Origin of the sequence: Heyndrickxia coagulans 36D1, assembly GCF_000169195.2 — a bacterium.
GTDB classification, from domain to species: domain Bacteria; phylum Bacillota; class Bacilli; order Bacillales; family Bacillaceae_C; genus Weizmannia; species Weizmannia faecalis.
On sequence record NC_016023.1, the window covers coordinates 781293 to 804212 of the forward strand.

The window sequence follows — 22920 nt, forward strand, 5'->3', positions numbered from 1 at the left end:
CTATACGCTCATGCAACCTTTTCCCTTTTTCCTCCAAACAGCAAACTTTTTCCCATGATAAATCATGCTGATCCGGCAAAAAAATTTTACAAATGGCACTTTTCAAAAGGAAATCGGCAAGAAAGGAAGAAGTTATTCGTTGCATGCTTAAAAACGATTTAAACGGAATGGTGCCGGGTATCCCGGCAGCCTTCGTTTCAAAAAGGGGAATGAGAAATGGCAAAACCGCTTTACTATGAAAAAACGGAAAGCATGTTAAAAGCAGGTGTCTGGATGTCCCCTTGCCCTCATATCATCCGGCCGGGGACCGTGTTCCAGGAAGCAGCATGCATCATGCGCAAGCAAAATTTAAGCAGCCTTGTGGTCGCAGATGAAACCGACCAACCAGTCGGGATGCTGACGCTGCATCATGTCCTCGCCGCATTGTTGGATCATATGGAAAACGAACCGGTCTTGCGCGCCCTGCCGAAGAGAAATTTTGTCGCAATCTCTGAACAAGACAGCCTGCTTGACGTGTTGTCCCTGCCTTTTACTGCATTTCCGGTCGTGAATGAAAACCGGAAATGCACCGGCATCCTTACAAGGCAGGATCTATTGGACGGCCTTGCGCACTATATCCGGCAAATGGCGCAAACAAAAAACACAGCAGAGATTTTAAACGCCGTATTGGAGAGCGCTTATGAGGGCATTGCCGTTGTCGATGAAAATGGTATTCTCATCGAATTCAACGAGGCATACAGCCGGTTTACAGGCATCAAACGGGAAGATGCGATCGGGCGGCATGTTACCGAAGTCATTGAAAATACCAATCTGCATGTCACTGTCAAAACGGCCATCCCTGAGCGCGGTGTCATCCAATATATTCAGGGGCAGGCAATGGTCGTCCACCGTATCCCGATTTGGAAAGGGGGCCGGGTAGTCGGCGCGATTGGCATGCTGATTTTCGAAGGCGTCTCGGAATTGTATCAAATTTTTGAGCGGCTGCAGCAGGATTCTTTGTCCGCCCGGAAAGAAAAAACAGGTTCCAAAAAGATGCCGGATCAAGCCGGCTTCACACAAATTTTAGGAACGAGCGAAAGCATCTCCCGCGTAAAACGGCTGGCAAGAAGGGCGGCACGGACTTCGGCAACTGTCTTAATAACAGGGGAAAGCGGAACTGGAAAGGAGCTGTTTGCCAAAAGCATCCACCAATTGAGCACGTATGCACGGGGGCTGTTTATTACCGTCAACTGCGGCGCGATTCCGGAGCCTTTGTTTGAATCCGAGCTGTTTGGTTACGAAGAAGGCGCGTTTACCGGCGCAAAAAAAGGCGGGAAGCCCGGGAAATTTGAATTGGCGGAAAATGGCACGCTGTTTTTGGACGAAATCGGGGAATTATCGCCCGCCATGCAGACGAAACTGCTGCGTGCCATTCAGGAAAAAGAAGCCGAGCGGGTTGGCGGCGTAAAAAAATATAAAACGAATGTGAGGATTGTCGCCGCTACCAATCGCAATCTTGAAGAAATGGTAGAAGCCGGCACGTTCCGGGCGGATTTATATTACCGGCTGAATATTATCCGGATCCATTTGCCCCCGCTCCGCGAACGAAAAGAAGATATACCGGGTTTGGTTTCCCATTTTCTGAAGGCGTTTTGCCGGCGTTACGATTTACCCGAAAAAAGGATTAGTTCGGAGGCAGTTGCAGCGATGATGGCTTACGGATGGAAAGGAAATGTAAGGGAACTGGCCAATACGGTGGAAAGGCTTGTGACACTCGCCGACGGACCGGAAATCAGCCGTGGCGATCTGCCGGAAGCGATTCATGAGGCTCAACCGGCAAAAGACATCTACGCTGAATCTTTGATCAGCCGCGCTAGAGAAGCGGGTGAGGCGCAAGAAAAAGCACTCATTATTCGGGCACTGAAAAATGCAGGCGGCAATAAGACGAAAGCGGCGGAACTGCTCGGTATCCACCGCACAACGCTTTACCAGAAAATCAAAAAATATAACCTGTAGCGCCTGTAGTGTAGCCAGTCCGCTACAATTGTCGTATTTTTCCTACACTTTTCCGGTATGAAACGGGCCCTATTCTGTGAGACGCTCTTGGCATGCTTTTTGCATTTAAAAAGGCAGCATCGCAAAAGGAGTGAAAATAAAATGAGGCAAGCCGTATTCCGGACCCCGCAAACCATTCTCTACGGAAAACAAGCTTTTGAAAAAATCGGTGAAGAGGCGGCCCGAAGAGGAAAAAAAGCTTTAATTGTCACAGATAAAATCATGGCCGGGCTTGGCAATGCGGATGCGTGCCAGCACATTTTGCAGGAAGCCGGCGTGAAAAGCGCCGTGTATGCAGGTGTCAATTCCGAACCGGTTGACCACTATGTCTCTGAAGCGCTCGCCCTTTTTCAACAGGAAAGTTGCGACCTGCTGGTTTCTCTCGGGGGCGGCAGTTGCATTGACACAGCCAAGGCCGTTGCCGTTGTAGCAACGAACGGCGGTTATATCGGCGATTATATGGGGGCAAGGAAAATAGCAGAAAAGCCGCCTGTCGCGCATATTGCGGTTCCGACAACGGCCGGAACGGGATCAGAAGCGACAGACGCCACGATCATTACGAATACGGCCAATGATGTCAAAATGATGATCAAGCAGCCTGCCTTTATGCCGGCTGTCGCGATTGTGGACCCTGTTTTGTCAAAGTCTTCCCCGAAATCGGTGACAGCGGCGACCGGTGTAGATGCCTTAAGCCATGCGATTGAAGCGTATATTTCAAGAAGGGCGCATCCGTTAACCGATACGCTTGCCCTGTCCGCTATGCGGCTGATCATCCCGAACTTAAAAAGTGCCTACGAAGATGGGGAAAATATGGAAGCTCGCGATGCCATGGCGCTCGGTTCTTTGCAAGCGGGGATGGCATTTTCCAACGCTTCTGTCTGCCTTGTGCACGGAATGAGCCGGCCGATCGGCGCACTCTTCCACGTCCCGCACGGCGTATCGAATGCCATGCTGTTGCCTGCCGTGCTTGAATTCAGTAAATCCGTCTGTTTGGAAAGGCTCGCGGATATCGGGAAAATTTTTTCACCGGAAGCGAAAGACCTGTCCGGCAAAGAAGCGGCTGATCTTGCCGTCCGTGCCGTCAAGCAGCTGTGCCTTGATTTAAATATCCCGAATTTAAGAGGCTGGGGCATTCCACAGCAACCGTTTGAAAGCGCCATAAACAAAATGGCTTCTGATGCCCTTGCCAGCGGCAGCCCGCAAAACAATCCAAGGGTTCCTTCGCAAAAGGAAATAGAAGATTTATATCTTGTTTGCTATGATTACCAGTTTTCCGGGGAAGTGCAGGCCCGGGGATAGAGCAGCCGGCCTTTTCAGATTCCATATGCTGCATGTCGGTCCATGTTTTAGGCTGGCCGATTCTGGAAGTTTGCAGCGACTGATTTTTAATCTTCGGCTGGTACCGCGTTAAATGGCCGCCTATCCTGAAAAATTGCGGCCGCTGATTTGCGGACGGCGTGCTTATCCGGAAAATTTACAACGGGAAAAAGCGGCATGAGCGCTCACTCTGAAAATTTTTTCGGTATAAAATGGCCGGATCATTGCTACGCTGTACCCTGTTTTGTCAAAAATCAACCATCGTGCAAACTGGGGCAAAACTTAAATACAAATTCACAGCTGATTTGCCTTTGCAGCTGTGCCCCATCATTGAAAACATATTGTATTTCATTTCTAAAAAGGAGCTGTTGACGTTGAACACAACGACGAAAAATATTTTAAAAAACTATGTGGGCGGCAAATGGATTGAGCCGCAAACAACCCGTTACCAGGCTGTCCCGAATCCTGCGACAGACGACCTGCTTGCAGAAGTGCCGCTCTCCGTTGCGCTTGATGTCGATGAAGCGGTAGAAGCAGCAAAAGAGGCTTTCAAAACGTGGAGTACAACGCCCGTTCCGAAACGTGCGCGTATCTTGTTCAAATTCCAGCAGCTGCTTGTGGACCATTGGGATGAACTCGCCAAAATGATTACCGAGGAAAATGGAAAAAGCTATACGGAAGCTTACGGGGAAGTGCAGCGCGGCATTGAATGTGTGGAGTTTGCCGCAGGTGCCCCTTCACTCATGATGGGAAAACAGCTGCCGGATATTGCAACCAATATGGAATCCGGCATGTACCGCTACCCGGTCGGTGTTGTAGGCGGCATTACACCGTTCAATTTTCCGATGATGGTGCCGTGCTGGATGTTTCCACTGGCTATCGCGATGGGGAATACCTTTGTCCTGAAACCGTCGGAACGCACACCACTTCTTGCCAACCGGCTTGCAGAATTGTTCCGGGAAGCAGGTCTGCCGGATGGCGTGCTCAATATCGTCCATGGCGCACATGATGTTGTCAACCGTCTATTGGAACACGAAGACGTGCCCGCAATCTCCTTTGTCGGGTCAAAACCAGTGGCTGAATATGTGTATAAAACCGCGGCAGCCAACGGAAAACGGGTGCAGGCATTAGCAGGCGCCAAAAACCATACGATCGTGATGCCGGATGCCGATCTGGACACCGCGGTAAAAGAAGTAATCGGCGCTGCTTTCGGGTCAGCCGGCGAACGGTGCATGGCCTGCTCGGTTGTGGTCGCTGTCGGAAACACAGCCGAACCGCTTTTGCAAAAACTGAAGCAGAAAGCGGATGAAATCCAAATCGGCAACGGCCTCGATGAAGGTGTGTTCCTCGGACCGGTTATCAGAAAAGAACATAAAGAACGTACGGAAAAATATATCGAAACCGGAATAGCAGAAGGCGCCGTTTTGGTGAGGGACGGCAGAAAAGATGCGGCTACGCACGGCGATGGCTATTTCCTCGGGCCGACCATCTTTGACAAAGTCACCCCGGATATGCGCATTTGGAAAGATGAAATTTTTGCGCCGGTCCTCTCCGTTGTGCGCGTGGGAAGCCTGAAAGAAGCCATTGAAGTGGCAAACCAGTCTGAGTTTGGTAACGGCGCCTGTCTGTTTACGAAAGACGGCAGCAATGTCCGCTACTTCAGGGAAAAGATCCAGGCCGGCATGCTTGGCGTTAATATTGGTGTGCCTGCGCCCATGGCCTTTTTCCCGTTTTCCGGCTGGAAAAATTCCTTCTTCGGCGACCTTCACGCAAATGGCACAGACGGCGTCGAATTCTACACCCGCCGGAAAATGCTGACAGCAAGGTGGTAAAAATCAAGGAGCTGCCCGGCGTGGCGGCTTCTGCTTTCTTTTTTGCAGTCCGGTTGTCCGAATGAGTTGAAAAACCCGGGCAGATCCTCGGACGCTTTTGCAACAATACTTTGGGGTAATGCTTGCAATCGAAAGCTGATTCAACTGTGGCAGCTGCATTTTATTATGATTATGGAAACAGGTTTGCTGGTAAATCGGATACGCTCATAAATGTAACCGTTTTCTCAAATTGAAAAATGGGGGATGAAGATGGACTTTTTCGTCATTTTATTATCGCTGGGCCTATTAATATTTGTTGCATACAGGGGGTACTCGGTGATCCTGTTTGCCCCTTTGTGCGCGCTGCTCGCCGTACTATTGACGGCGCCGGAATATGTGCTCCCGTTCTTTTCAAATGTGTTTATGGAAAAGATGGTCAGCTTTATTAAATCTTATTTTGCTGTCTTCCTTTTAGGTGCCATTTTCGGCAAAGTGGTGGAAATGAGCGGGATTGCAGAATCTATTGCCAAAACGATCGTCCAGCTCATCGGCGCAAAACGGGCGATGCTTGCCATCGTGCTGCTTGGGGCGATTCTGACCTACAGCGGTGTAAGCCTTTTTGTAGCCGTGTTTGCGATCTATCCGTTTGCCGCCCAAATGTTTCGGGAAGCGGATATTCCGAAACGGCTCATTCCCGGGACAATCGCTTTAGGAACATTAACGTTTACGATGGATGCTTTGCCTGGCACGCCGCAAATCCAAAACGTGATCCCCACCACTTTCTTTAAAACAGACATTTATGCAGCACCGGTTCTCGGTCTGCTCGGCGGTGCATTCGTGCTGATATGCGGCCTATTGTACTTGGAATACAGGCGGAAAAAAGCAGAAAAATCCGGCGAGGGCTATTACGGTTTTTCTTCAGAAACGGCCGCGGCGCTTGAAGCCGAACAGGAACCAGCACCGGATCTTTCCGCAAGCCAATCGCTGGCCAGGCAAATTTTTGCTTTCGTCCCGCTCGTTCTTGTCGGTGTCATGAACAAAGTTTTTACCACCTATATCCCGAAATGGTACCCGGACGGATTCGATTTTTCCAAAATCGGCCTTGACGCTTTTGGCACGGTGGACATCAACGCAGTGGTTGCCATTTGGGCGGTGGAAATGGCGCTTGTCATGGGCATTTTGGCAACGGTTGCTTTTGACTGGAAAAGGGTAACGAAAAATATAAAAGAAGGATTGAATGCAAGTATCGGCGGATCTCTGCTCGCAAACGATGAATACCGGAGCTGAATACGGGTTTGGCGGCGTTATTGCCTCGCTTCCCGGTTTTACAACAATCAGCCACGGTATTTCTCATACGTTTACAAATCCGCTTGTAAACGGCGCTGTAACAACAACAACGCTTGCCGGGGTGACCGGCTCGGCATCGGGCGGCATGGGGATTGCACTGAGCGCGATGGCGGATCAGTACAACAAAGCCATTGCCGCTGCCCATATTCCGCCCGAAGTCATGCACCGTGTTGTTGCCATGGCATCCGGCGGTATGGATACCCTTCCGCATAACGGTGCGGTCATTACGCTGCTTGCCGTTACAGGTTTGACGCACAAGCAGTCTTATCGTGATATTTTTGCCGTCACCATCATTAAAACCGTTTCTGTTTTCTTTGCCATTACACTCTACACCATATTTGGCATCATTTGATCCGAATTACAGGGAGGAAAAAGGGATGGAAAAATGCCTTGAAGGAAAAACCGCGCTTGTGACAGGGGCAGGAAGCGGCATCGGCCTTGCCATTGCGCGCGCTTTTAAAACAGAAGGCGCCAATGTCGTGATTTCCGATAAAAACGCCGAAGCAAGCCAGAAAGCAGCTGATGAATTGGGCGCTGTCTCTGCACCGTGTGATGTTACGATCGAAAAAGACTTGAAGCAAGTGATTGAAACAACGGCAGGCACATTCGGCCGTCTGGATATTCTCGTCAACAACGCAGGGCTCCAGTACGTCTCGCCGATTGAAGCCTTTCCGACAGAGAAGTTTGAGTTGCTGATTAAAGTCATGCTGACAGCCCCTTTTATGGCCATCAAATATGCTTTCCCCATCATGAAAAAACAGGGCGGCGGCACGATTTTAAACATGGCATCCGTTAACGGTCTGATCGGGTTTGCCGGCAAAGCCGCCTACAACAGCGCCAAACACGGGGTGATCGGGTTGACGAAAGTAGCCGCTTTGGAAGGGGCGGAGCATGGCATTCGTGTCAACGCCATTTGCCCGGGCTATGTCGACACGCCGCTTGTACGCAACCAGCTGAAAGACCTGGCAGAAACGCGGAAAGTGCCTTTTGAAAAAGTACTTGAGGAAGTGATTTATCCCCTTGTCCCGCAAAAACGGCTGCTTTCTGTCACAGAAATCGCTGATTATGCCGTTTTTTTGGTTAGCAATAAAGCAAAAGGTATCACCGGCCAGGCAGCCGTGCTTGACGGAGGGTATACGGCGCAATAACCGGCGGAGCGTCAGAAATCGTGCCGTTTTCATCTGCAACCAACCCGGAAACGGCACGGCCGCAATTAGACGCCAATACAGCAGTGAGCGCGGCACCAGCAAAAAGACGAAAATCAGCTGATGTATATTTTCAGGATAGAAGACGGGATTTGATGAAAAAGCAAAATTATAAAATTTTATCTTGAAATTTCAAATGATTAATCCTATAATGAATTCAAAGTTCATTCCAAAAACGAGGAAAAGGAAAAGTACGGTTCACGAATTTTCACAGAGAGCTTCGGTTGCTGAAAAGAAGCAAAAGGACGAACCGGAAAAATGGCCTTGGAGTTCCGTGCTGAAAGCTTAACCGTAAGTAGGTTCCGGCGGGAAGAGCGCCCGTTAAAGCGCCGCAGTATAAGGAGATTGCAGGCTCCCGTACTGGCTAAGGCTGTTTATGTGAGTAAACAGTGAACGAAGGTGGTACCGCGTGAATTCAAACCACGCCCTTATCGTATAGGGGCGTGGTTTTTTATTTTTCAAAATTCAAGGAGGAAATGATATGACAAAACCATTGGTACTTCAAACAGACTTCGGATTATGCGACGGCGCCGTAGCCGCGATGAACGGGGTAGCAGTCTCGGTTGACCCAGCGCTCCGAATCTTTAACTTGACCCATGAAATTCCACCCTACCATATTTGGGAAGCTTCTTACCGGCTGTACCAGACGATTTCCTACTGGCCGGCGGATACCGTGTTTGTGAGCGTGGTCGACCCCGGTGTCGGATCCGATCGGCGCAGCATTGCCGCCAAAACGGCAAACGGCCAGTACATCATCACACCGGATAACGGCACCCTGACCCACATTAAAGACACGATTGTGGCCGCCAGAGAAATTGACGAAACCACCAACCGGCTCCCGCATTCAGAAGAATCGTATACGTTTCACGGCCGTGATGTATATGCCTACACCGGCGCAAAGCTGGCTGCCGGGGTGATCCGTTTTGAAGAAATCGGGCCGGAAATTCCGGCTGACTCCATTATTGAACTGCCGAGAAAAGCACCGGAGCTTCAGGATGGCGTGATTACAGGCACGATCGATACGCTGGATGTCCGTTTCGGCAATTTATGGACCAATATTGATTCTTCCTTGTTCAGGCAATTGGACGTCAACTACGGCGATTCGTTCGAAGTCACGATTTTTAACGAATCCCGCCAGCATTATAAAAACATTATGACATTCGGCCATTCTTTTGCCGACAGCCATATTGGCGAACCGCTTTTGTACATCAATTCCCTGTACAAACTCGGCATCGCCATCAACCAGGGCTCTTTCGCAAAAGCCTACCATATCGATACCGGTATCAAATGGAACATTACCATCCGCAAAGCACCGAAAATTGTATATCAAAAATAGGGGGAACACGACATGCAATCAAACAGAAGATCGATCGTCACAATTGTTGCAATCGGGATTGGCGCTGCCGTTTTTATTATTTTGGGCAGGTTTGTTTCCATCCCGACCGGCATCCCGAATACGACCATTGAAACGTCTTATGCTTTTCTTGCCCTTATGTCGATTGTATACGGCCCAGTTGCAGGCGCCCTGATTGGCTTGATCGGGCATGCCTTAAAGGATGCCATTTCTTACGGGTCTATCTGGTGGAGCTGGGTGATCGTTTCTACCCTTGTCGGCTTCTTATTCGGCCTTGTTTCGAAAAAAATAGACATCGAATCCGGCATTCTAAACGGCAAAAAGATTTTTCTGTTTAATATCGTACAAGTCATTGCCCAAGCAATCGGATGGTTTCTTGTTGCCCCTTTGCTCGACATCCTTATCTATGCGGAACCTGCCAATAAAGTATTTTTACAAGGCATTGTCGCGGGTGTGTCCAACATGGTGACAGTCGGGATTATCGGAACATTGCTGATTGCTGCTTACGCGAAAACGAGAAGCAAAAGCGGTAGTCTCCGAAAAGAATGATAGAATACCGGGAGGAAAAGATGAAAAAGCCCGTCATTGAATTCCAGAATTATACGTTTCAATACAGAAGTCAGGCCACCCCTACCCTGCATGATATCAATTTAACGATTTATGAGGGGGAAAGCGTGCTGATCCTCGGGCAGTCCGGGTCGGGGAAGAGCACACTTGGCCACTGCATTAACGGTCTCATTCCTTTTTCATATAAAGGCGAAGTATCCGGAAGTCTAAAGATAAACGGAAAAGAAACAAAAGATATGGACATTTTCTCCATATCCAAATTAGTCGGGACAGTGCTACAGGATCCGGACGGACAGTTCATTGGCTTAACCGTCGGCGAGGACATCGCTTTTGCCCTGGAAAATGAGGGTCTCGCGCTCCGTGACATGCATGATGCCGTTGATAAAGCAGCTCGGACAGTCGGTATTGAAAACAAGCTTTCAGCACATGTACATGAATTATCAGGCGGCCAAAAGCAGAAAGTGTCTCTTGCTGGTGTAATGGTGGACCATACAGGAATTCTTTTGTTTGATGAACCGCTCGCAAATCTCGACCCGGCAACCGGAAAGCAAGCCATTCAGCTTATTTCGGACATCCGAAAAAAAGCAAACGTGACCGTCATAATCATTGAACACCGGCTTGAGGATGTACTGGCTGAAAAAATAGACCGAGTCATTGTGATGGATGAAGGCAACATGATCAGCGATTGTACGCCGGATGAATTGCTTTCTTCTTCCGTGCTGGAAACGTGCCATATCCGGGAGCCGCTTTATGTCAAAGCTGCAAAATATGCCGGCTGCCGCATTACACCTGAAATGCATCCGGCCCACCTGGATACATTTCAACTCAGCCGGTGCAAAGACGCCCTTTTAAACTGGTATAAACATGCCAAAAAGCCGGTTGCCCGCATCGAAACAGAGCCGGTGCTTGAAATCCATCATTTGTCTTTTTCGTATAAACCCGGGCAGCCTGTGCTCAAAAACCTTTCTTTCACCATCCAAAAAGGGGAAATGGTAAGCATTGTCGGGAAAAATGGTGCAGGAAAATCAACATTGTCACGTCTGATCTGCGGCTTTGAACAACCTTCTTCCGGAAAAATTTTTTACAAAGGGAAAGACGTCACAAACGACACCATTAAAGAACGGTCGCTTCGGATTGGCATGGTCATGCAAAACCCGAACCAGATGATCTCAAAACATATGATTTTCGATGAAATTGCGCTTGGTCTGGCCAACCGGGGAATTGCCCCGGAAGAGATCAAAAAACGCACAGAAAATGCCATGCGGCTTTGCGGTCTTTACCCTTTTCGGAATTGGCCTGTTTCCGCGCTCAGCTTCGGACAGAAAAAAAGGGTGACCATTGCTTCTATTCTCGTACTGGAACCGGATATTTTGATTCTCGATGAACCAACTGCCGGCCAGGATTATATGCATTACCATGAAATCATGGAGTTTTTGGTGGAACTGAACAAAAAAGGCATCACAATTCTCTTCATCACCCATGACATGCACCTCATGCTGGAGTATACGCCGCGCGCCATTGTACTTGCAGACGGAGAAAAAATTGCCGACGGTTCGGCTGCCGGAATTTTAACTCATCCTGATATAATCCGACGTGCCAATTTAAAAGAGACATCCCTCTATGCGCTTGCAAACCGGCTACATTTGAACCCGGAAAGTTTCACGGAACGCTTTATCACGTACGAAAGGGGGCTACAGACAAATGGCAACCGAAATGCTGTCTTATATCGAGCGGAAATCCCCCGTCCATGAATTGACTGGTGCGACAAAATTGATTCTCTTTTTGATGTGGTCTTTTGCTGCCATGCTTACCTATGATACACGTGTGCTTCTTTTCCTTTTTCTTTTAAGCCTTGTTATTTTTTACATTTCACGCATCAAGATCCGGGAAGTATTATTTATTTTGCTTTTTATCTTGGCTTTTCTGCTTTTGAATAACATTGCGATTTATATTTTTTCGCCAGGACAGGGTGTAAAAATTTACGGGACAAGCCATGTGCTGTTCTCGATTGCCGGCCGGTACAATATCACGTGGGAACAGCTTTTTTACCAGTTTAACATTACACTCAAATATTTCACGGTCATTCCAGCCGCACTTCTGTTTATTGTAACGACGCATCCAAGCGAGTTTGCTGCATCGCTCAATAAAATCGGGATCAGCTACCGGATTTCATTTGCGGTTGCCCTAGCGCTCCGCTATATTCCCGATATTCAGCGGGACTTTCACAATATCGCCCTTTCCCAGCAGGCAAGAGGCTTAGATATGTCACGCAAAGAAAAGCTGCCGAAACGGATAAAAAATGCGGCAACCATCCTGATTCCGCTCATCTTGTCGAGCCTTGATAAAATCGAAACCATCAGCAACGCGATGGAACTACGCGGCTTCGGAAAAAATAAAAAACGCACCTGGTACAGTGCACGCCCTTTTCAGTTAAAGGACTATGCAACAATGGCTGTCTGTTTGGCCATCTTGGTTGCTTCACTGCTTGTCACCTTTCACAACGGCAGCCGCTTTTATAACCCGTTTCTTAAGTTATCTTAATTAAGGCTTGGTTTAGGGTTCTTTTTAGGAGGAACACCCCTACCGCAATGAATGCATCCGTAAAAAATGAAAATCACTCCCCCTATTTTCAGAATGGGCGTCCACGTCGCGCTTGCGAAATGGGCGTCCCCTTTTTAAAAAATGTCTTTTCCATCCCGAAATCTTTTCACAATGCGGTTAAGATGCTTGGCTTCCGATGCCAGCTGTGTTGCATTCTGAGCGATCGAATTTACGCCTTCCACCTGAATTTCCATGCTGGCGTTCGTTTCAGCCACTGTTTTGGTGAAATCTTCCGTAATCGTTTTTATTTCTTTTATCATTTCCTGAAGCTTTTCCCCCTCCTCCGTGATGTTTTGAACAGACTTGCGATTATGGATGACCATGTCTTGGGTCCGGACGGCGCTCTTTGTTAATTGCATAATGGTCTCACCGGTTTGCGAAACAATCTCCATTCCCTTATCGATCGCCTTTACATTATGTTCAACCTGCGCAACAGCTGCTTCTAAATCTTCCCTTGTTTTTTTCATAGAGGACATGATATGTTCGAATACATTTGTCCCTTCCGCCAGTTTTCTCACCTCATTGGCGACAATCGCAAAACCGTTTCCGACCTCGCCAGCCCGTGCCGCTTCAATCGAGGCATTAAGTGCCAGCATATTCGTTTGCTTGGAAATTTCCGTAATGGCCGACACCTTTTCCATGACCGTTTTCGCTTCTTCGGCTACCAAACGGATATTAGACGCTGTATTTGAAGCCTCATCCTGAATCGCCTTCATTTGGTTTTTCGCCAATTGTACAGCCTGTTCTCCCTTACTTGCATCCCTCAGTGCTTCATCCGCCCCGGCAACAGCATTCTCCGCTTCTTCCTGCATTTCCCATACCTTTTCCATCATCTTTTCCACCATCTCATTCGCATTTCCAACCGAGTTGCCCTGAATCTCAGCGCCGCTCCGAAAAGTTTGGACGGCTGCAGAGATTTGTTCAAAAGCTGCGGAAATGTGCTGCAATTCCATTTCTTGTTCCTTGCTTATCTGTTCCACTGTTTCGCTTCCATTTTTAAAGTCACGGATCATTGCCCGGATCCCTAAAATGATTTTATTTATTTCATAGCCGATTTGATGGAACTCATTGCGCAGCCCTACTGTCTTCACCATTGCGCTCAAGTCCCCCGATGAAATTTTTCTTGTAACCGCATACCAATGTCGCAGCTGATGAGTGATGATCAAATAGGCGACCAAACTAAGCATAAGACTGACGATAAGGGTAATTCCGAACACACTGCCTGTTTCCACCAGGTCTTGATGAAAAAAATAGGCGGCCAATGATGCTGCTACGCTCGACACCACCGCTATCCCCCCAAAAAGGAGACCGATAAACGGCTGATGAACAAGCCTGCCCATCCGCAAATTAAAGCGCTTTCCATTTGGGCCAGTCAAAAGCGGGCACGAGGCATCAGTGAGCACTTCCCCCGTATCTCTTGGGTACATCTGTAATAGGCCAGTATTGGTACTGGCAGCAGCCAGCCCCACTTTGTCATTAAAAATGGTTCCTTCCCGGAGGCGGTTCGTATGGATATAACCCACACCGTTTTCATCCACAATCACAAAGTATTCATCCCGCGCAAGTTCCTGATCAAGCAGGGAACGAATGGAATCGGCCTGTTCTTCAATGGACTTTTGCGAATCCCAAACCTGCCTTACCTTTTCAGCCACCCTTTCAACTTTAGCCAGTGCTTTTTTTGCTGCAGTCGTATGTAGTAGTTTGCTCATCCTCTTCCCCCTGGTTCCACCGCGATAGATTTGTTTTTTAAATGGATATCCCCTTGCAAACCGGAATCCGTAAAGATATCCATAGGACAATGTACCCAGCATCAATCTGCAATTTATGAACAGGTTGTTTTTCCAAATAAGATCCAATGTCTGAGATAAAACTATGTATCTATTATATCAATCCTTTGCGGAAATTTGTAGAATCATGCAAAATTTGTGTGAATAGGGAGCGGAAGCAAGTGGAGCTTTGCTCGGGAAGCACTGTGATACCCATTATTACGAAGGGCTTGGTAATGGCTCTTTCTCCGTTAGAACCAGGCGGGGTACAAAGTTTTTGCTGCTTTTTCTATCAGATATTTGCATTCTTGCTGACTCACTCCCATTCTGCGTAGCCTATTCAAATTTGCATCCTTTTCTGCAATGGCTGAAAAAGCGATTCTGTTTTTACCGAAAGCCAAAAAAGGGAGGCTTCCCATTTTGTGAGAAGCCCTCCGTTTCAAAGTGCAGTGTCTGTCTTTTGAACCCCTTCTTTTTTATATGCGATAAAGTAGAGCATGCTGACAAACACAACTGCGCCTGCCGCATTCCCGAGGAAAACGGCAATGATATTTTTCAAAAATAACATCCATGAAAGATGCCCCGCAAAAATAGCGGCCGGAATAATGAACATATTAGCAACAACGTGCTGGAACCCGATTAGCACAAAAGCCATGATCGGAAACCAGATGCCGAGGATTTTGCCTGCAAACGTTTTGGCGCCGTAGCAAAGCCAGACGGCCATGCTGACAAGCCAGTTACAACCGATCCCGGAGACAAATGCCTGCCAAAAAGGCGCGCTTGTCTTCATTTCTGCCGTGTGAACTGTTTTCGCCAAAAAATCCCCCTCTGTCAGGCCGATAAAATGCCCGAAAAAGTAGGCCACAAATAGCGCACCGATCAGGTTAAAAATGGTGATCCACAACCAGTTCCAGATAAGCTGCAGGATGTTAATCTTTTTGTCAAAACAGGCCATGCTGACGGCCATCATATTGCCGGTGACAAGCTCGCCGCCGCCAACCAAAATCAAGATCAGACCGGTCGGGAACACTGCGGCACCCATAAATGTGTCAAAACTGCCCCAGCTCGCTGGCATCGTGCCGGTCACCCGGATATAAGCCAAATAACCGATTGCAATAAAAGCCCCGCCCAAAAAACCAAGCACCACCATCGACAAAAACGAGCTGTTCGCTTTCGCTATTCCTTTTTCAATTGCTACATCCGCAATTTCTTTCGGACTTAAGTCCATCATACCCACCTCTCATTTCTTATATGATAGAGAATAAAAACATTCCTGCTGCTGCTCACCGTACCAGCATCAACGCAAATTCGCAAAATAGATCATTCGAAATCAGGCTATATTTAAGTGCCAGCGTGTTTCTTCCCGCTACACCCGTATTTTTCCCGGGATGTCCGGCGGGTATTGCTATCTTTTAGGATGTATAAGCAAAATTTTTTTATCCAGTTTTCTTTGCATGATATTTTTTGAAGCTTCCATGATGGAAAAATTTCTAATTTATAATATATCCAAACTTTCAATGAAGTCAAATGCACTTTGGCGCTTCTGTACATTTTGCAAAATACCTTTCCCCACTTCGGCGCATGCTTAAACAGACAAGCAGGAAACTTTTTGTTCCCTTTTAAAAAAATTCAGATATTATGTATATTAAAAGTTGTGCCCTTTAGGAAGCTATTCCTCTTATGGCGGAAACCACGCGTATTTTAATCCATAAAGCGATTCCCACACGGATGGCATGGCAGACAGGTTTTTTCATTCTTTCAAATGGGAATAAAAATGTCGAAAGAAAATGGGTATGAACCAGTGTTGTCCGTTCATACTCATGATTAGAAGGCTGTACAGATTCGAACTATACAGCCAAGCGCATCATTGGCTGCCTTGAGGCTCGGACTCCGGGCAGCTTTACTTTTTCATTAACGCATGCACTGATTAAAGTCTTCTTTTTTTAAAGTAATATACTCATCACAAAGATCCTTCATATAACCCGCTTTTTGTTGATCTACGACACCGGCAACCACATTTTTCCCCAAACTTCTGGCCATTTTAATGGCTGCTTCGTAATCCGTATCAGCACTGAATAAAATTGCCTCATCATAACCGTTATTAAAAGCAAGTGACACCAAATCTACCGCTATATTTACATCTGTTCCTTTTTCTGTAAAAATTGGCTTGCCTAGCGCATTTATTCCCACAACACTTAAATAACCCAGTTTCGCGATACATTTTGGAACCTTTTTGTTTAAATGATCAATAAATAATTTCGTTGCTGCCGCTTTTTCTTTATCCAAACTTCCGACTGCTGTGTAATAATAAATGCGCTGAAGGATCCCATCTCTCCGGGCAGCCACGTATTCTGCCAACTTTAAATAGTCCAGCCTCTGCTGAGACCCGTACAAGGCAGTAAGAGCCGCTTCGAAATTATTGCCATCAATAAAGACCATCACTCTCTTCACATTTGGTTTCCCCCTTTGACATACTAAAGGCGCCAGCTTCGATGCTGACGCCTTTTCTGATTCTCTTGTACTTAGCTTCGATTGCTAAGCACCTCACAACACTGAAAGACACCGCCTCCGACTGACGGTCTTACCATATCCCTTTTTGGTTAAGTTTCCGAGCTTCTTGACCTATTCGAGGTAAATATATCACCACACCGGGGAAGCTGTCAACAGCAAAATTAAGTAACAGCGTGTCTTCCCATTTTTTCCACTCATCTATCCCTTCAAGTAAAATTCTACCCATACATGTTCTTCCATATACCCTCTTTCCACATTACCAACTGCTTGAACCATAAGTCACTCAATGTTTGTTCAGCGGGCAAATAGATTTCATCTCGCGGTTCCGACACGGTGCACAGCCGCAATCTGTTTCAATCTTTCTCCGAGTGAAAAGATCTCCTCTTTTGTTGTGTGGCGCCCAAAAGAAATTCTAAAAAACTGATCAGCCGCTTCCTTCGGGTATCCCATGGCTTCAACCGCTTTGCTCCCGCCTTCATGATGTTCCTGGCAGGCGCTCCCGGTTGAAATCGCGAATCCCGCTTTGTTACACTCCAATAAAACAAGCTGCCCCTGAACGCCTGTAATCATACAGCCGACGATGGAAGGAAGCTGCATCGCCCGTTCCCCTTCTATAAAAACAACCGCCCCGCCGGTTGCCTCTTTTAATGCAGTCCGGTATTCCCAGTCCCGCTCACTTTCTATCAAAATTTCCTCGACAGCGGCAGCAAATCCGGCAATGCCGGGCACATTCACCGTCCCGCCGCGGAACCCCTTTTCATGGGATAAATGCGGAAAAACAGGCGCCATGACACAAGAGGGGTGAATGTACACTGCTCCGACCCCTTTTGGCCCGTGAATTTTGTGTGAAGAGAGGGTGATGCTGTCGACGTAAGGGATCATGCGCGCTACATCGGCCTTGCCAAATGACTGCACACAATCGGAATGAAGCAGGATCCCCCGCCTTCTTACCATCCGGGAAATTTCCTCAATAGGCTGGATGGTGCCGATTTCCTGGTTAATATGCTGAACCGAAACGAGCACCGTGTCCGGCCGGATCGCCGCTTCAAGCTTCTTAACATCCACCGTCCCTTTTTCTGTAAACGGGAGCCTTGTCACTTCAAATCCCAGCCTTTCCAAAAACCCGAGCGCCGAATGGACGGACGCATGCTCCGCCATCGACGAAATGATATGTTTTCCCCTTCCGGAAGCTCCCATTGCAAGCGAAACAATCGCCAATAAATTCCCCTCCGTCCCGCCTGAAGTAAAATACAGCCCTTCAGCCGGTATGCCGAGATAGCTGCTGATCAAGTCCCGCGATTTTTCAAGAACCGCCCGCGCATCCGTCCCGATGTCATGCAGGCTTTCACTGTTTCCGTAAAAAGATTCGGCCGCTTCCATAAACGTCTCCCGTGCCCGTTCACTCATTTTTGTCGTTGCCGCATAATCAAAATAAAACATAGCTAGCCTCCTAAAAAGTACTTGTATTCAGTTTAATTTTGTGCAAAGATAGGTGTCAAGACAGATGTAAAGTAGGGAGACCGATGACAGAAAAAATATGTATCTTGGGAAGCGGGATTGCCGCCTTACAGTTGGCCGTGCACTTGGGCAGCCGCTACGAAGTGACGATCATCACAAAGGCGCAGGTAAAAACGAGCAATTCCTACAAAGCACAAGGCGGGATCGCAGCCGTCCTCTCGCCGGAAGACCGTTTTGAATTGCATGTGAAAGACACGATCCGGGCGGGCTGCCGGCACCATGATGAAAAAGAAGTGGAAAAATTGGTGAAAGAGGGTGCGGCTGTAGCGGAAGCACTCATAAAAAGCGGGCTTCCCGTAGACAGGCGGCCGGACGGCGGGCTTGATTTAGGGCTTGAAGGCGCCCATACAGTGCACCGTATTCTCCATTGCGGCGGCGATGCAACCGGCAAATTTGTCATTCAACATCTTCTCGGGCAACTTGGAAAAAACGTCCGGATGATCGAACATGAGCTGGCGTTTGAACTAATCGTATCCGCAGAAACAGGACGCGTAACCGGTGTAAAAACAAAAACGGCCGCCGGTAAAATCCGCCGTTATTTTTCCGATCATACCGTAATCGCAACCGGCGGGCTAGGGAGCTTGTATCCTTTTACCTCGAACCACCCGGAAATCATCGGCGACGGGATTCAAATGGCATACCGGGCCGGCGCGGAACTTGCAGATATGGAGTTCGTCCAGTTTCACCCGACATTATTGTATGCGGAAGGCTGCGCGAAAGGCCTTGTGTCCGAAGCCGTCCGCGGAGAAGGTGCAGTACTCGTGGACGAAAACGGATCGCCTGTCATGGCGGGTGTCCACCCGTTAAAAGACCTGGCACCCAGGCATGTGGTCGCCCACCAAATTCATCAAACGATTCATAGCGGAAAGAAAGTTTTTCTGGACATCCGTAAAATCAAACACTTTGAAAAAAGGTTCCCGACCATTTCCCGGATTTGCCGGGAAAGCGGCATTGATATCCATTCCGGCCTGTTGCCTGTTGTCCCGGGCAGCCATTTCTTTATGGGCGGCATCGTAGTGGATACATATGGCAGAACAACGGTAAACGGGCTGTATGCCATCGGGGAAGCCGCGGCAAGCGGCGTACACGGTGCAAATCGGCTCGCCAGCAATTCGCTTTTGGAAGGGCTCGTATTTGGCAAACGGCTCGCAGCGTTTTTAAATGCATTGGAACCTGAAGCATCGGGCGGCGAAACAGCAGAAATCGCCCGCCCTCCTTTAAATCCGGAAATTGCCCGCCGGCTAGACACCGCAGCATTGAAGGAAAAAATGATGGAAAATGCCGGTGTGATCCGTACGGAAACCGGGTTGCGGCATCTTTTGCGGTGGCTCGAAGCACGCGGGGCTGATACGTTTTCCGCTTTTTCACTCGACCATCTTACAAAGGAAGAAATAGAAAAAGTCTTTATGTTTACCAACAGCTTTTTCATCACACAATCGGCGCTTTTCCGGAAAGAATCGCGTGGTGCCCATATCCGCGCCGATTACCCGGATGAAAGCAGCGACTGGCAGGGTATCCATCTCATTCATGCAAAAAACAAAGGCTTGATCGCAAGGAGGGGACTTTATGAACAAGCTCAAACTTCAATCCATGCTTAAAGATTTTTTCATGGAAGACATTGGGGAAGGCGATATCAATACGGAATATATTTTTTCGCCGGATCAGCCGGGCAAATTAACGTTCATTGCAAAGCAAAACGGGATTTTCTGTGGGAAAGATGTGATAGAAGAAGGTTTCCGTATCCTGGACAGTACGGTGAGACCCCGCATTTTCCCCCGGGACGGTGCCTGGATTGAAAAAGGTACGGTCATTGCAGAAATCCACGGGCCCATTGTAAGCCTCCTTTCCGGAGAGCGGGTAATCCTGAATCTCGTCCAGCGCATGTCGGGCATTGCAACAACAACAAACGCTGCAGTCCGTGAGACGAAAGGCACCCATGCAAAGATTTGCGATACAAGAAAGACAACCCCTGGCCTCCGGATGCTTGAAAAATCCGCCGTTAAAGCAGGCGGCGGATTCAACCACCGGCGCGGGCTGTACGACTGTGTCATGCTGAAAGACAACCATATCGCATTTGCCGGCAGCATCACAAAAGCCGTGGAAACAGTGAAAGCATCCATCGGGCATACCGTAAAAATTGAAGTCGAAATTGAAACAAAGGACCATCTGCTTGAGGCTGTCCGTGCCGGTGCCGACATCATCATGTTTGACAACCGCACACCGGAAGAAGTCTGCGAATGGCTGCCGCTCGTGCCGCCCCATATTGCGACGGAAGCATCAGGCGGCATCACAATGGAAAATATCCGGAGCTATGCTGAAACCGGCGTCGATTGGATCTCGCTCGGATTTTTGACCCATTCCTATCAAATACTTGATATCAGTGCAATCGTGGAAAATACGAAGGAGGTTGCTTTATGAGCCTGCTGAAAACGTTACAACTTACGGCTTTGCCGGAAAAATATCAGTCCCTTGCGCAAGAAGAAATGGAAAACCGGGTTTGGGACATCAAAAAAGAAATGGGCGCGAAACTTTTCCTCCCGTGCCACCACTACCAGCGTGAAGAAGTATACCAGTTTGCTGATGCAGCCGGTGATTCGCTGCAGCTCGCGCAAATTTCGGCAAAAAACCGCAATGCCAAATATATTGTGTTTTGCGGTGTACATTTTATGGCAGAAACGGCGGATATTTTAACATCAGCGGAACAAACTGTCATTCTCCCCGACATGCGCGCAGGCTGCTCGATGGCAGACATGGCCGACATCCACCAGACGGAACGGGCATGGGATATGTTGCAATCTTTGTTCGGGGATACGATGCTGCCCCTTACCTATGTCAACTCCACAGCAGCGATAAAAGCATTTGTCGGGCGCAACGGCGGGGCAACCGTTACCTCTTCAAATGCGAAAAAAATGGTCAAGTGGGCCTTCACCCAGAAAAAACGGGTTTTCTTTTTACCAGACCAGCATCTCGGCCGGAACACTGCAGTTGATTTGGGCGTGGAACTCACAGATATGGCAGTCTGGGACCCGATCCGGAACGAACTTATCTACGAAGGCGCGCTGGAAAATGTGAAAGTCATTTTATGGAAAGGGCACTGCTCCGTGCACGAGCACTTTACCATCAAAAATATCGAATTCGTGCGCGCGAAATATCCGGATATGCAAATCATTGTCCATCCGGAATGTGCGCATGAAGTGGTTGCCCTGTCAGATTTCAGCGGCTCCACAAAATACATCATTGATACGATTGAAAACGCGCCGGCCGGGAGCGCCTGGGCAATTGGCACTGAAATGAACCTGGTGCAGCGCCTGATCAAAAATCATCCGGATAAAAAGATTATTTCGTTAAATCCGGTCATGTGCCCGTGCCTGACCATGAACCGGATCGACCTGCCCCATCTTTTATGGTCACTGGAAAATATCATCGAGGGCAAAGAAACAAACGTGATCAAAGTAGAGGAAAACACAGCGCGGGATGCGGTTTTGGCGTTAGAGCGGATGTTAAAACTTTGATGATGCTGGTTTCGGATTGATGCATGCTTAGACTCAGGGGTCCAGAGAGCCCCTTTTTGTCTTTTTGGTGGTTTGCACGTGGGCGCTCCGCATCTTTTTCTTTTATGGCCTAGCTTTAACATGAACACCAGGTTACCTGCAGCATCCTTAATTCCCGTAAAGCTCTTCCGACTCCATCAAAAAATGATGGACAATAAAAGCCGCAGCCCCAACTGCTGTCGCATTCCGATGCAACTGCGACAAATAAATTCGATGGTTCTGCCGGACATATTTTGACACTCTGGATGCAATCGTACTTTGTATAGAATTTAAAATGGTCGGGTTTTCCTGAATTAAATTACTGCGAAGCACAATCGCCTCGGGGTTAAAGGTATTGATAATATTCGTAAGGCCGATTCCTAAAAAGTACCCCAGCTTATCCAATTCCCGTAGTGTTTCACCATCATTTTCCTTTACCCAATTCGTCACTTCTTCCAAAGTAATCCGGCGTTTGTTTTTTACTAAGCACAGTTGATCATAAAAAGCTTTTTCGGATGCATAAAGTTCCCAGCAACCTTTATTGCCGCAGCCGCACTGCCTGCCGTTAAAGTCAATCGACATATGCCCCATTTCACCGGAAAAGCCTTCTTTTCCGCGATACAGTTCATCATTAACAATGATACCAAGCCCAATACCAATGCCAATACTGACATATATGCCATTTTTGCATCCTTTCAAGATGCCAAACAATTTTTCGCCGTATGCCCCGGCATTTGCCTCATTGTCCACCAAAACAGGACAATCAAAATGGGTTTGCAGCAAGCCTTTTAAATCCACATCCCGCCAGCCGGAATTCGGTGTAAACAGCACATTCTGTTGCATATCGACAAATCCGTGAACGCCCGCGCCAATGCCAATAATACCGTACGGGGAAGACGACACTTTACTTGCAACAAGCCGGATTCTTTCAATAATTACCGGCTTTATCATCTCAAAAGAAGGATCTTCAATTTCACAGTAATCACTGTAAATCATGTTTCCGTCCAAATCAGTAAGCACTGTTAAAATATATGTCACACCAATATCCACGCCAATAGCATAACCGGCTTTTTCATTAAATACTAGCATAACCGGCTTTCTTCCACCGCTCGACAAGCCAGTGCCCACTTCTTTCACAAGCTTCTTTTCTATCAAAAACGATACCTGGGAAGAAATCGTTGCTTTATTTAATTTCGTAATTTTTGCTAATTTGGCACGGGAAATTTGCTCATGTTTCATCAACTCGTTCAAAATCACCCGCTGGTTTTGATTTTTAATAAAACTTTGGTCCGCTATGTGCATGTTGTAATATCTCTCCATTCGTAAAGGCACTAAACAAACATTATCGGTTTTTATCAT

General features: G+C 47.8%; 17 protein-coding genes, 1 pseudogene and 1 other annotated feature. Of the genes and pseudogenes, 12 read left to right on the top strand and 6 right to left on the bottom strand.

Features of this window, described 5'->3' with window-relative positions; translation table 11 throughout:
* Window positions 1-216: 216 nt before the first annotated feature.
* The 9 genes and pseudogenes from BCOA_RS20915 to BCOA_RS20955 all read left to right on the top strand — a co-directional run bounded on the left by BCOA_RS20915 (window position 217) and on the right by BCOA_RS20955 (window position 12176).
* Window positions 217-1995: a sigma-54-dependent Fis family transcriptional regulator gene (locus BCOA_RS20915; RefSeq protein WP_014096099.1), complete on the top strand. Its 1779-nt coding sequence runs from the start codon at window positions 217-219 to the stop codon at window positions 1993-1995.
* 141 nt (window positions 1996-2136) lie between these two features.
* A complete protein-coding gene (locus BCOA_RS20920; RefSeq protein ID WP_014096100.1) occupies window positions 2137-3333 on the top strand; it encodes an iron-containing alcohol dehydrogenase in 1197 nt (398 codons plus the stop codon).
* Between the two features lie 392 nt (window positions 3334-3725).
* Window positions 3726-5183, top strand: a complete 1458-nt coding sequence (locus tag BCOA_RS20925) for a CoA-acylating methylmalonate-semialdehyde dehydrogenase (RefSeq protein WP_014096101.1) — start codon at window positions 3726-3728, stop codon at window positions 5181-5183.
* A gap of 249 nt (window positions 5184-5432) precedes the next feature.
* Window positions 5433-6861: pseudogene (locus BCOA_RS20930) on the top strand (GntP family permease).
* Between the two features lie 25 nt (window positions 6862-6886).
* Window positions 6887-7657, top strand: a complete 771-nt coding sequence (locus BCOA_RS20935) for a 3-hydroxybutyrate dehydrogenase (protein ID WP_014096102.1) — start codon at window positions 6887-6889, stop codon at window positions 7655-7657.
* Between the two features lie 226 nt (window positions 7658-7883).
* Window positions 7884-8147, top strand: a binding site (T-box leader).
* A 48-nt stretch (window positions 8148-8195) separates the two neighbouring features.
* Window positions 8196-9050: an SAM hydrolase/SAM-dependent halogenase family protein gene (locus tag BCOA_RS20940; RefSeq protein ID WP_014096103.1), complete on the top strand. Its 855-nt coding sequence runs from the start codon at window positions 8196-8198 to the stop codon at window positions 9048-9050.
* A 12-nt stretch (window positions 9051-9062) separates the two neighbouring features.
* Window positions 9063-9617, top strand: coding sequence for an ECF-type riboflavin transporter substrate-binding protein (locus tag BCOA_RS20945; protein ID WP_014096104.1), 555 nt, complete (start codon window positions 9063-9065; stop codon window positions 9615-9617).
* A 20-nt stretch (window positions 9618-9637) separates the two neighbouring features.
* Window positions 9638-11386 carry an ABC transporter ATP-binding protein gene (locus BCOA_RS20950; protein WP_014096105.1) on the top strand — a complete coding sequence of 583 codons (1749 nt, stop codon included), beginning with the start codon at window positions 9638-9640 and terminating at the stop codon, window positions 11384-11386.
* A complete protein-coding gene (locus tag BCOA_RS20955) occupies window positions 11337-12176 on the top strand; it encodes an energy-coupling factor transporter transmembrane component T family protein (protein ID WP_014096106.1) in 840 nt (279 codons plus the stop codon). The genes BCOA_RS20950 and BCOA_RS20955 overlap by 50 nt, the downstream gene beginning before the upstream one ends.
* 134 nt (window positions 12177-12310) lie before the next feature.
* On the opposite strand, the gene BCOA_RS20960 is transcribed toward BCOA_RS20955, so the two are convergent.
* From BCOA_RS20960 to BCOA_RS20975, 5 genes are all read right to left on the bottom strand, one after another.
* Window positions 12311-13945: a methyl-accepting chemotaxis protein gene (locus BCOA_RS20960; RefSeq protein ID WP_014096107.1), complete on the bottom strand. Its 1635-nt coding sequence runs from the start codon at window positions 13943-13945 to the stop codon at window positions 12311-12313.
* 496 nt (window positions 13946-14441) lie between these two features.
* Window positions 14442-15230, bottom strand: a complete 789-nt coding sequence (locus BCOA_RS20965) for a formate/nitrite transporter family protein (RefSeq protein ID WP_014096109.1) — start codon at window positions 15228-15230, stop codon at window positions 14442-14444.
* Window positions 15231-15913: 683 nt separating this feature from the next.
* Window positions 15914-16453, bottom strand: a complete 540-nt coding sequence (locus BCOA_RS20970; RefSeq protein WP_014096110.1) for an NYN domain-containing protein — start codon at window positions 16451-16453, stop codon at window positions 15914-15916.
* Window positions 16454-16583: 130 nt separating this feature from the next.
* Entirely contained in the window at window positions 16584-16739 is a 156-nt protein-coding gene (locus BCOA_RS35260; protein WP_187287743.1) for a hypothetical protein, read from the bottom strand.
* An 86-nt stretch (window positions 16740-16825) separates the two neighbouring features.
* Window positions 16826-17953, bottom strand: coding sequence for an IscS subfamily cysteine desulfurase (locus BCOA_RS20975; protein WP_014096111.1), 1128 nt, complete (start codon window positions 17951-17953; stop codon window positions 16826-16828).
* Window positions 17954-18036: 83 nt separating this feature from the next.
* On the opposite strand from BCOA_RS20975, the gene nadB reads away from it, so the two are divergent.
* Genes nadB through nadA form a run of 3 tightly spaced genes read left to right on the top strand, consistent with a single transcriptional unit; the run spans window position 18037 to window position 21543 of the window.
* Window positions 18037-19629, top strand: coding sequence for an L-aspartate oxidase (gene nadB / locus BCOA_RS20980; protein WP_014096112.1), 1593 nt, complete (start codon window positions 18037-18039; stop codon window positions 19627-19629).
* Window positions 19598-20449 (top strand): carboxylating nicotinate-nucleotide diphosphorylase, encoded by an 852-nt coding sequence (gene nadC, locus BCOA_RS20985; RefSeq protein WP_014096113.1) that lies wholly within the window; start codon window positions 19598-19600, stop codon window positions 20447-20449. The genes nadB and nadC overlap by 32 nt, the downstream gene beginning before the upstream one ends.
* Window positions 20446-21543, top strand: a complete 1098-nt coding sequence (gene nadA, locus BCOA_RS20990; protein WP_014096114.1) for a quinolinate synthase NadA — start codon at window positions 20446-20448, stop codon at window positions 21541-21543. Before nadC ends, nadA begins: the two co-directional genes overlap by 4 nt.
* Before the next feature lie 147 nt (window positions 21544-21690).
* On the opposite strand, the gene BCOA_RS20995 is transcribed toward nadA, so the two are convergent.
* On the bottom strand, window positions 21691-22863 hold the full coding sequence (locus BCOA_RS20995; protein WP_014096115.1) for an ROK family transcriptional regulator: 1173 nt from the start codon (window positions 22861-22863) through the stop codon (window positions 21691-21693).
* Window positions 22864-22920: the final 57 nt, after the last annotated feature.

Bases quoted from the DNA above. Each gene is read 5' to 3' on its own strand.
- BCOA_RS20915 (WP_014096099.1), top strand. From the start codon at position 217: ATGGCAAAACCGCTTTACTATGAAAAAACGGAAAGCATGTTAAAAGCA.
- BCOA_RS20920 (WP_014096100.1), top strand. From the start codon at position 2,137: ATGAGGCAAGCCGTATTCCGGACCCCGCAAACCATTCTCTACGGAAAA.
- BCOA_RS20935 (WP_014096102.1), top strand. From the start codon at position 6,887: ATGGAAAAATGCCTTGAAGGAAAAACCGCGCTTGTGACAGGGGCAGGA.
- BCOA_RS20940 (WP_014096103.1), top strand. From the start codon at position 8,196: ATGACAAAACCATTGGTACTTCAAACAGACTTCGGATTATGCGACGGC.
- BCOA_RS20945 (WP_014096104.1), top strand. From the start codon at position 9,063: ATGCAATCAAACAGAAGATCGATCGTCACAATTGTTGCAATCGGGATT.
- BCOA_RS20950 (WP_014096105.1), top strand. From the start codon at position 9,638: ATGAAAAAGCCCGTCATTGAATTCCAGAATTATACGTTTCAATACAGA.
- BCOA_RS20955 (WP_014096106.1), top strand. From the start codon at position 11,337: ATGGCAACCGAAATGCTGTCTTATATCGAGCGGAAATCCCCCGTCCAT.
- BCOA_RS20960 (WP_014096107.1), bottom strand. From the start codon at position 13,945: ATGAGCAAACTACTACATACGACTGCAGCAAAAAAAGCACTGGCTAAA.
- BCOA_RS20965 (WP_014096109.1), bottom strand. From the start codon at position 15,230: ATGGACTTAAGTCCGAAAGAAATTGCGGATGTAGCAATTGAAAAAGGA.
- BCOA_RS35260 (WP_187287743.1), bottom strand. From the start codon at position 16,739: ATGGGTAGAATTTTACTTGAAGGGATAGATGAGTGGAAAAAATGGGAA.
- BCOA_RS20975 (WP_014096111.1), bottom strand. From the start codon at position 17,953: ATGTTTTATTTTGATTATGCGGCAACGACAAAAATGAGTGAACGGGCA.
- nadB (WP_014096112.1), top strand. From the start codon at position 18,037: ATGACAGAAAAAATATGTATCTTGGGAAGCGGGATTGCCGCCTTACAG.
- nadC (WP_014096113.1), top strand. From the start codon at position 19,598: ATGAACAAGCTCAAACTTCAATCCATGCTTAAAGATTTTTTCATGGAA.
- nadA (WP_014096114.1), top strand. From the start codon at position 20,446: ATGAGCCTGCTGAAAACGTTACAACTTACGGCTTTGCCGGAAAAATAT.
- BCOA_RS20995 (WP_014096115.1), bottom strand. From the start codon at position 22,863: ATGCACATAGCGGACCAAAGTTTTATTAAAAATCAAAACCAGCGGGTG.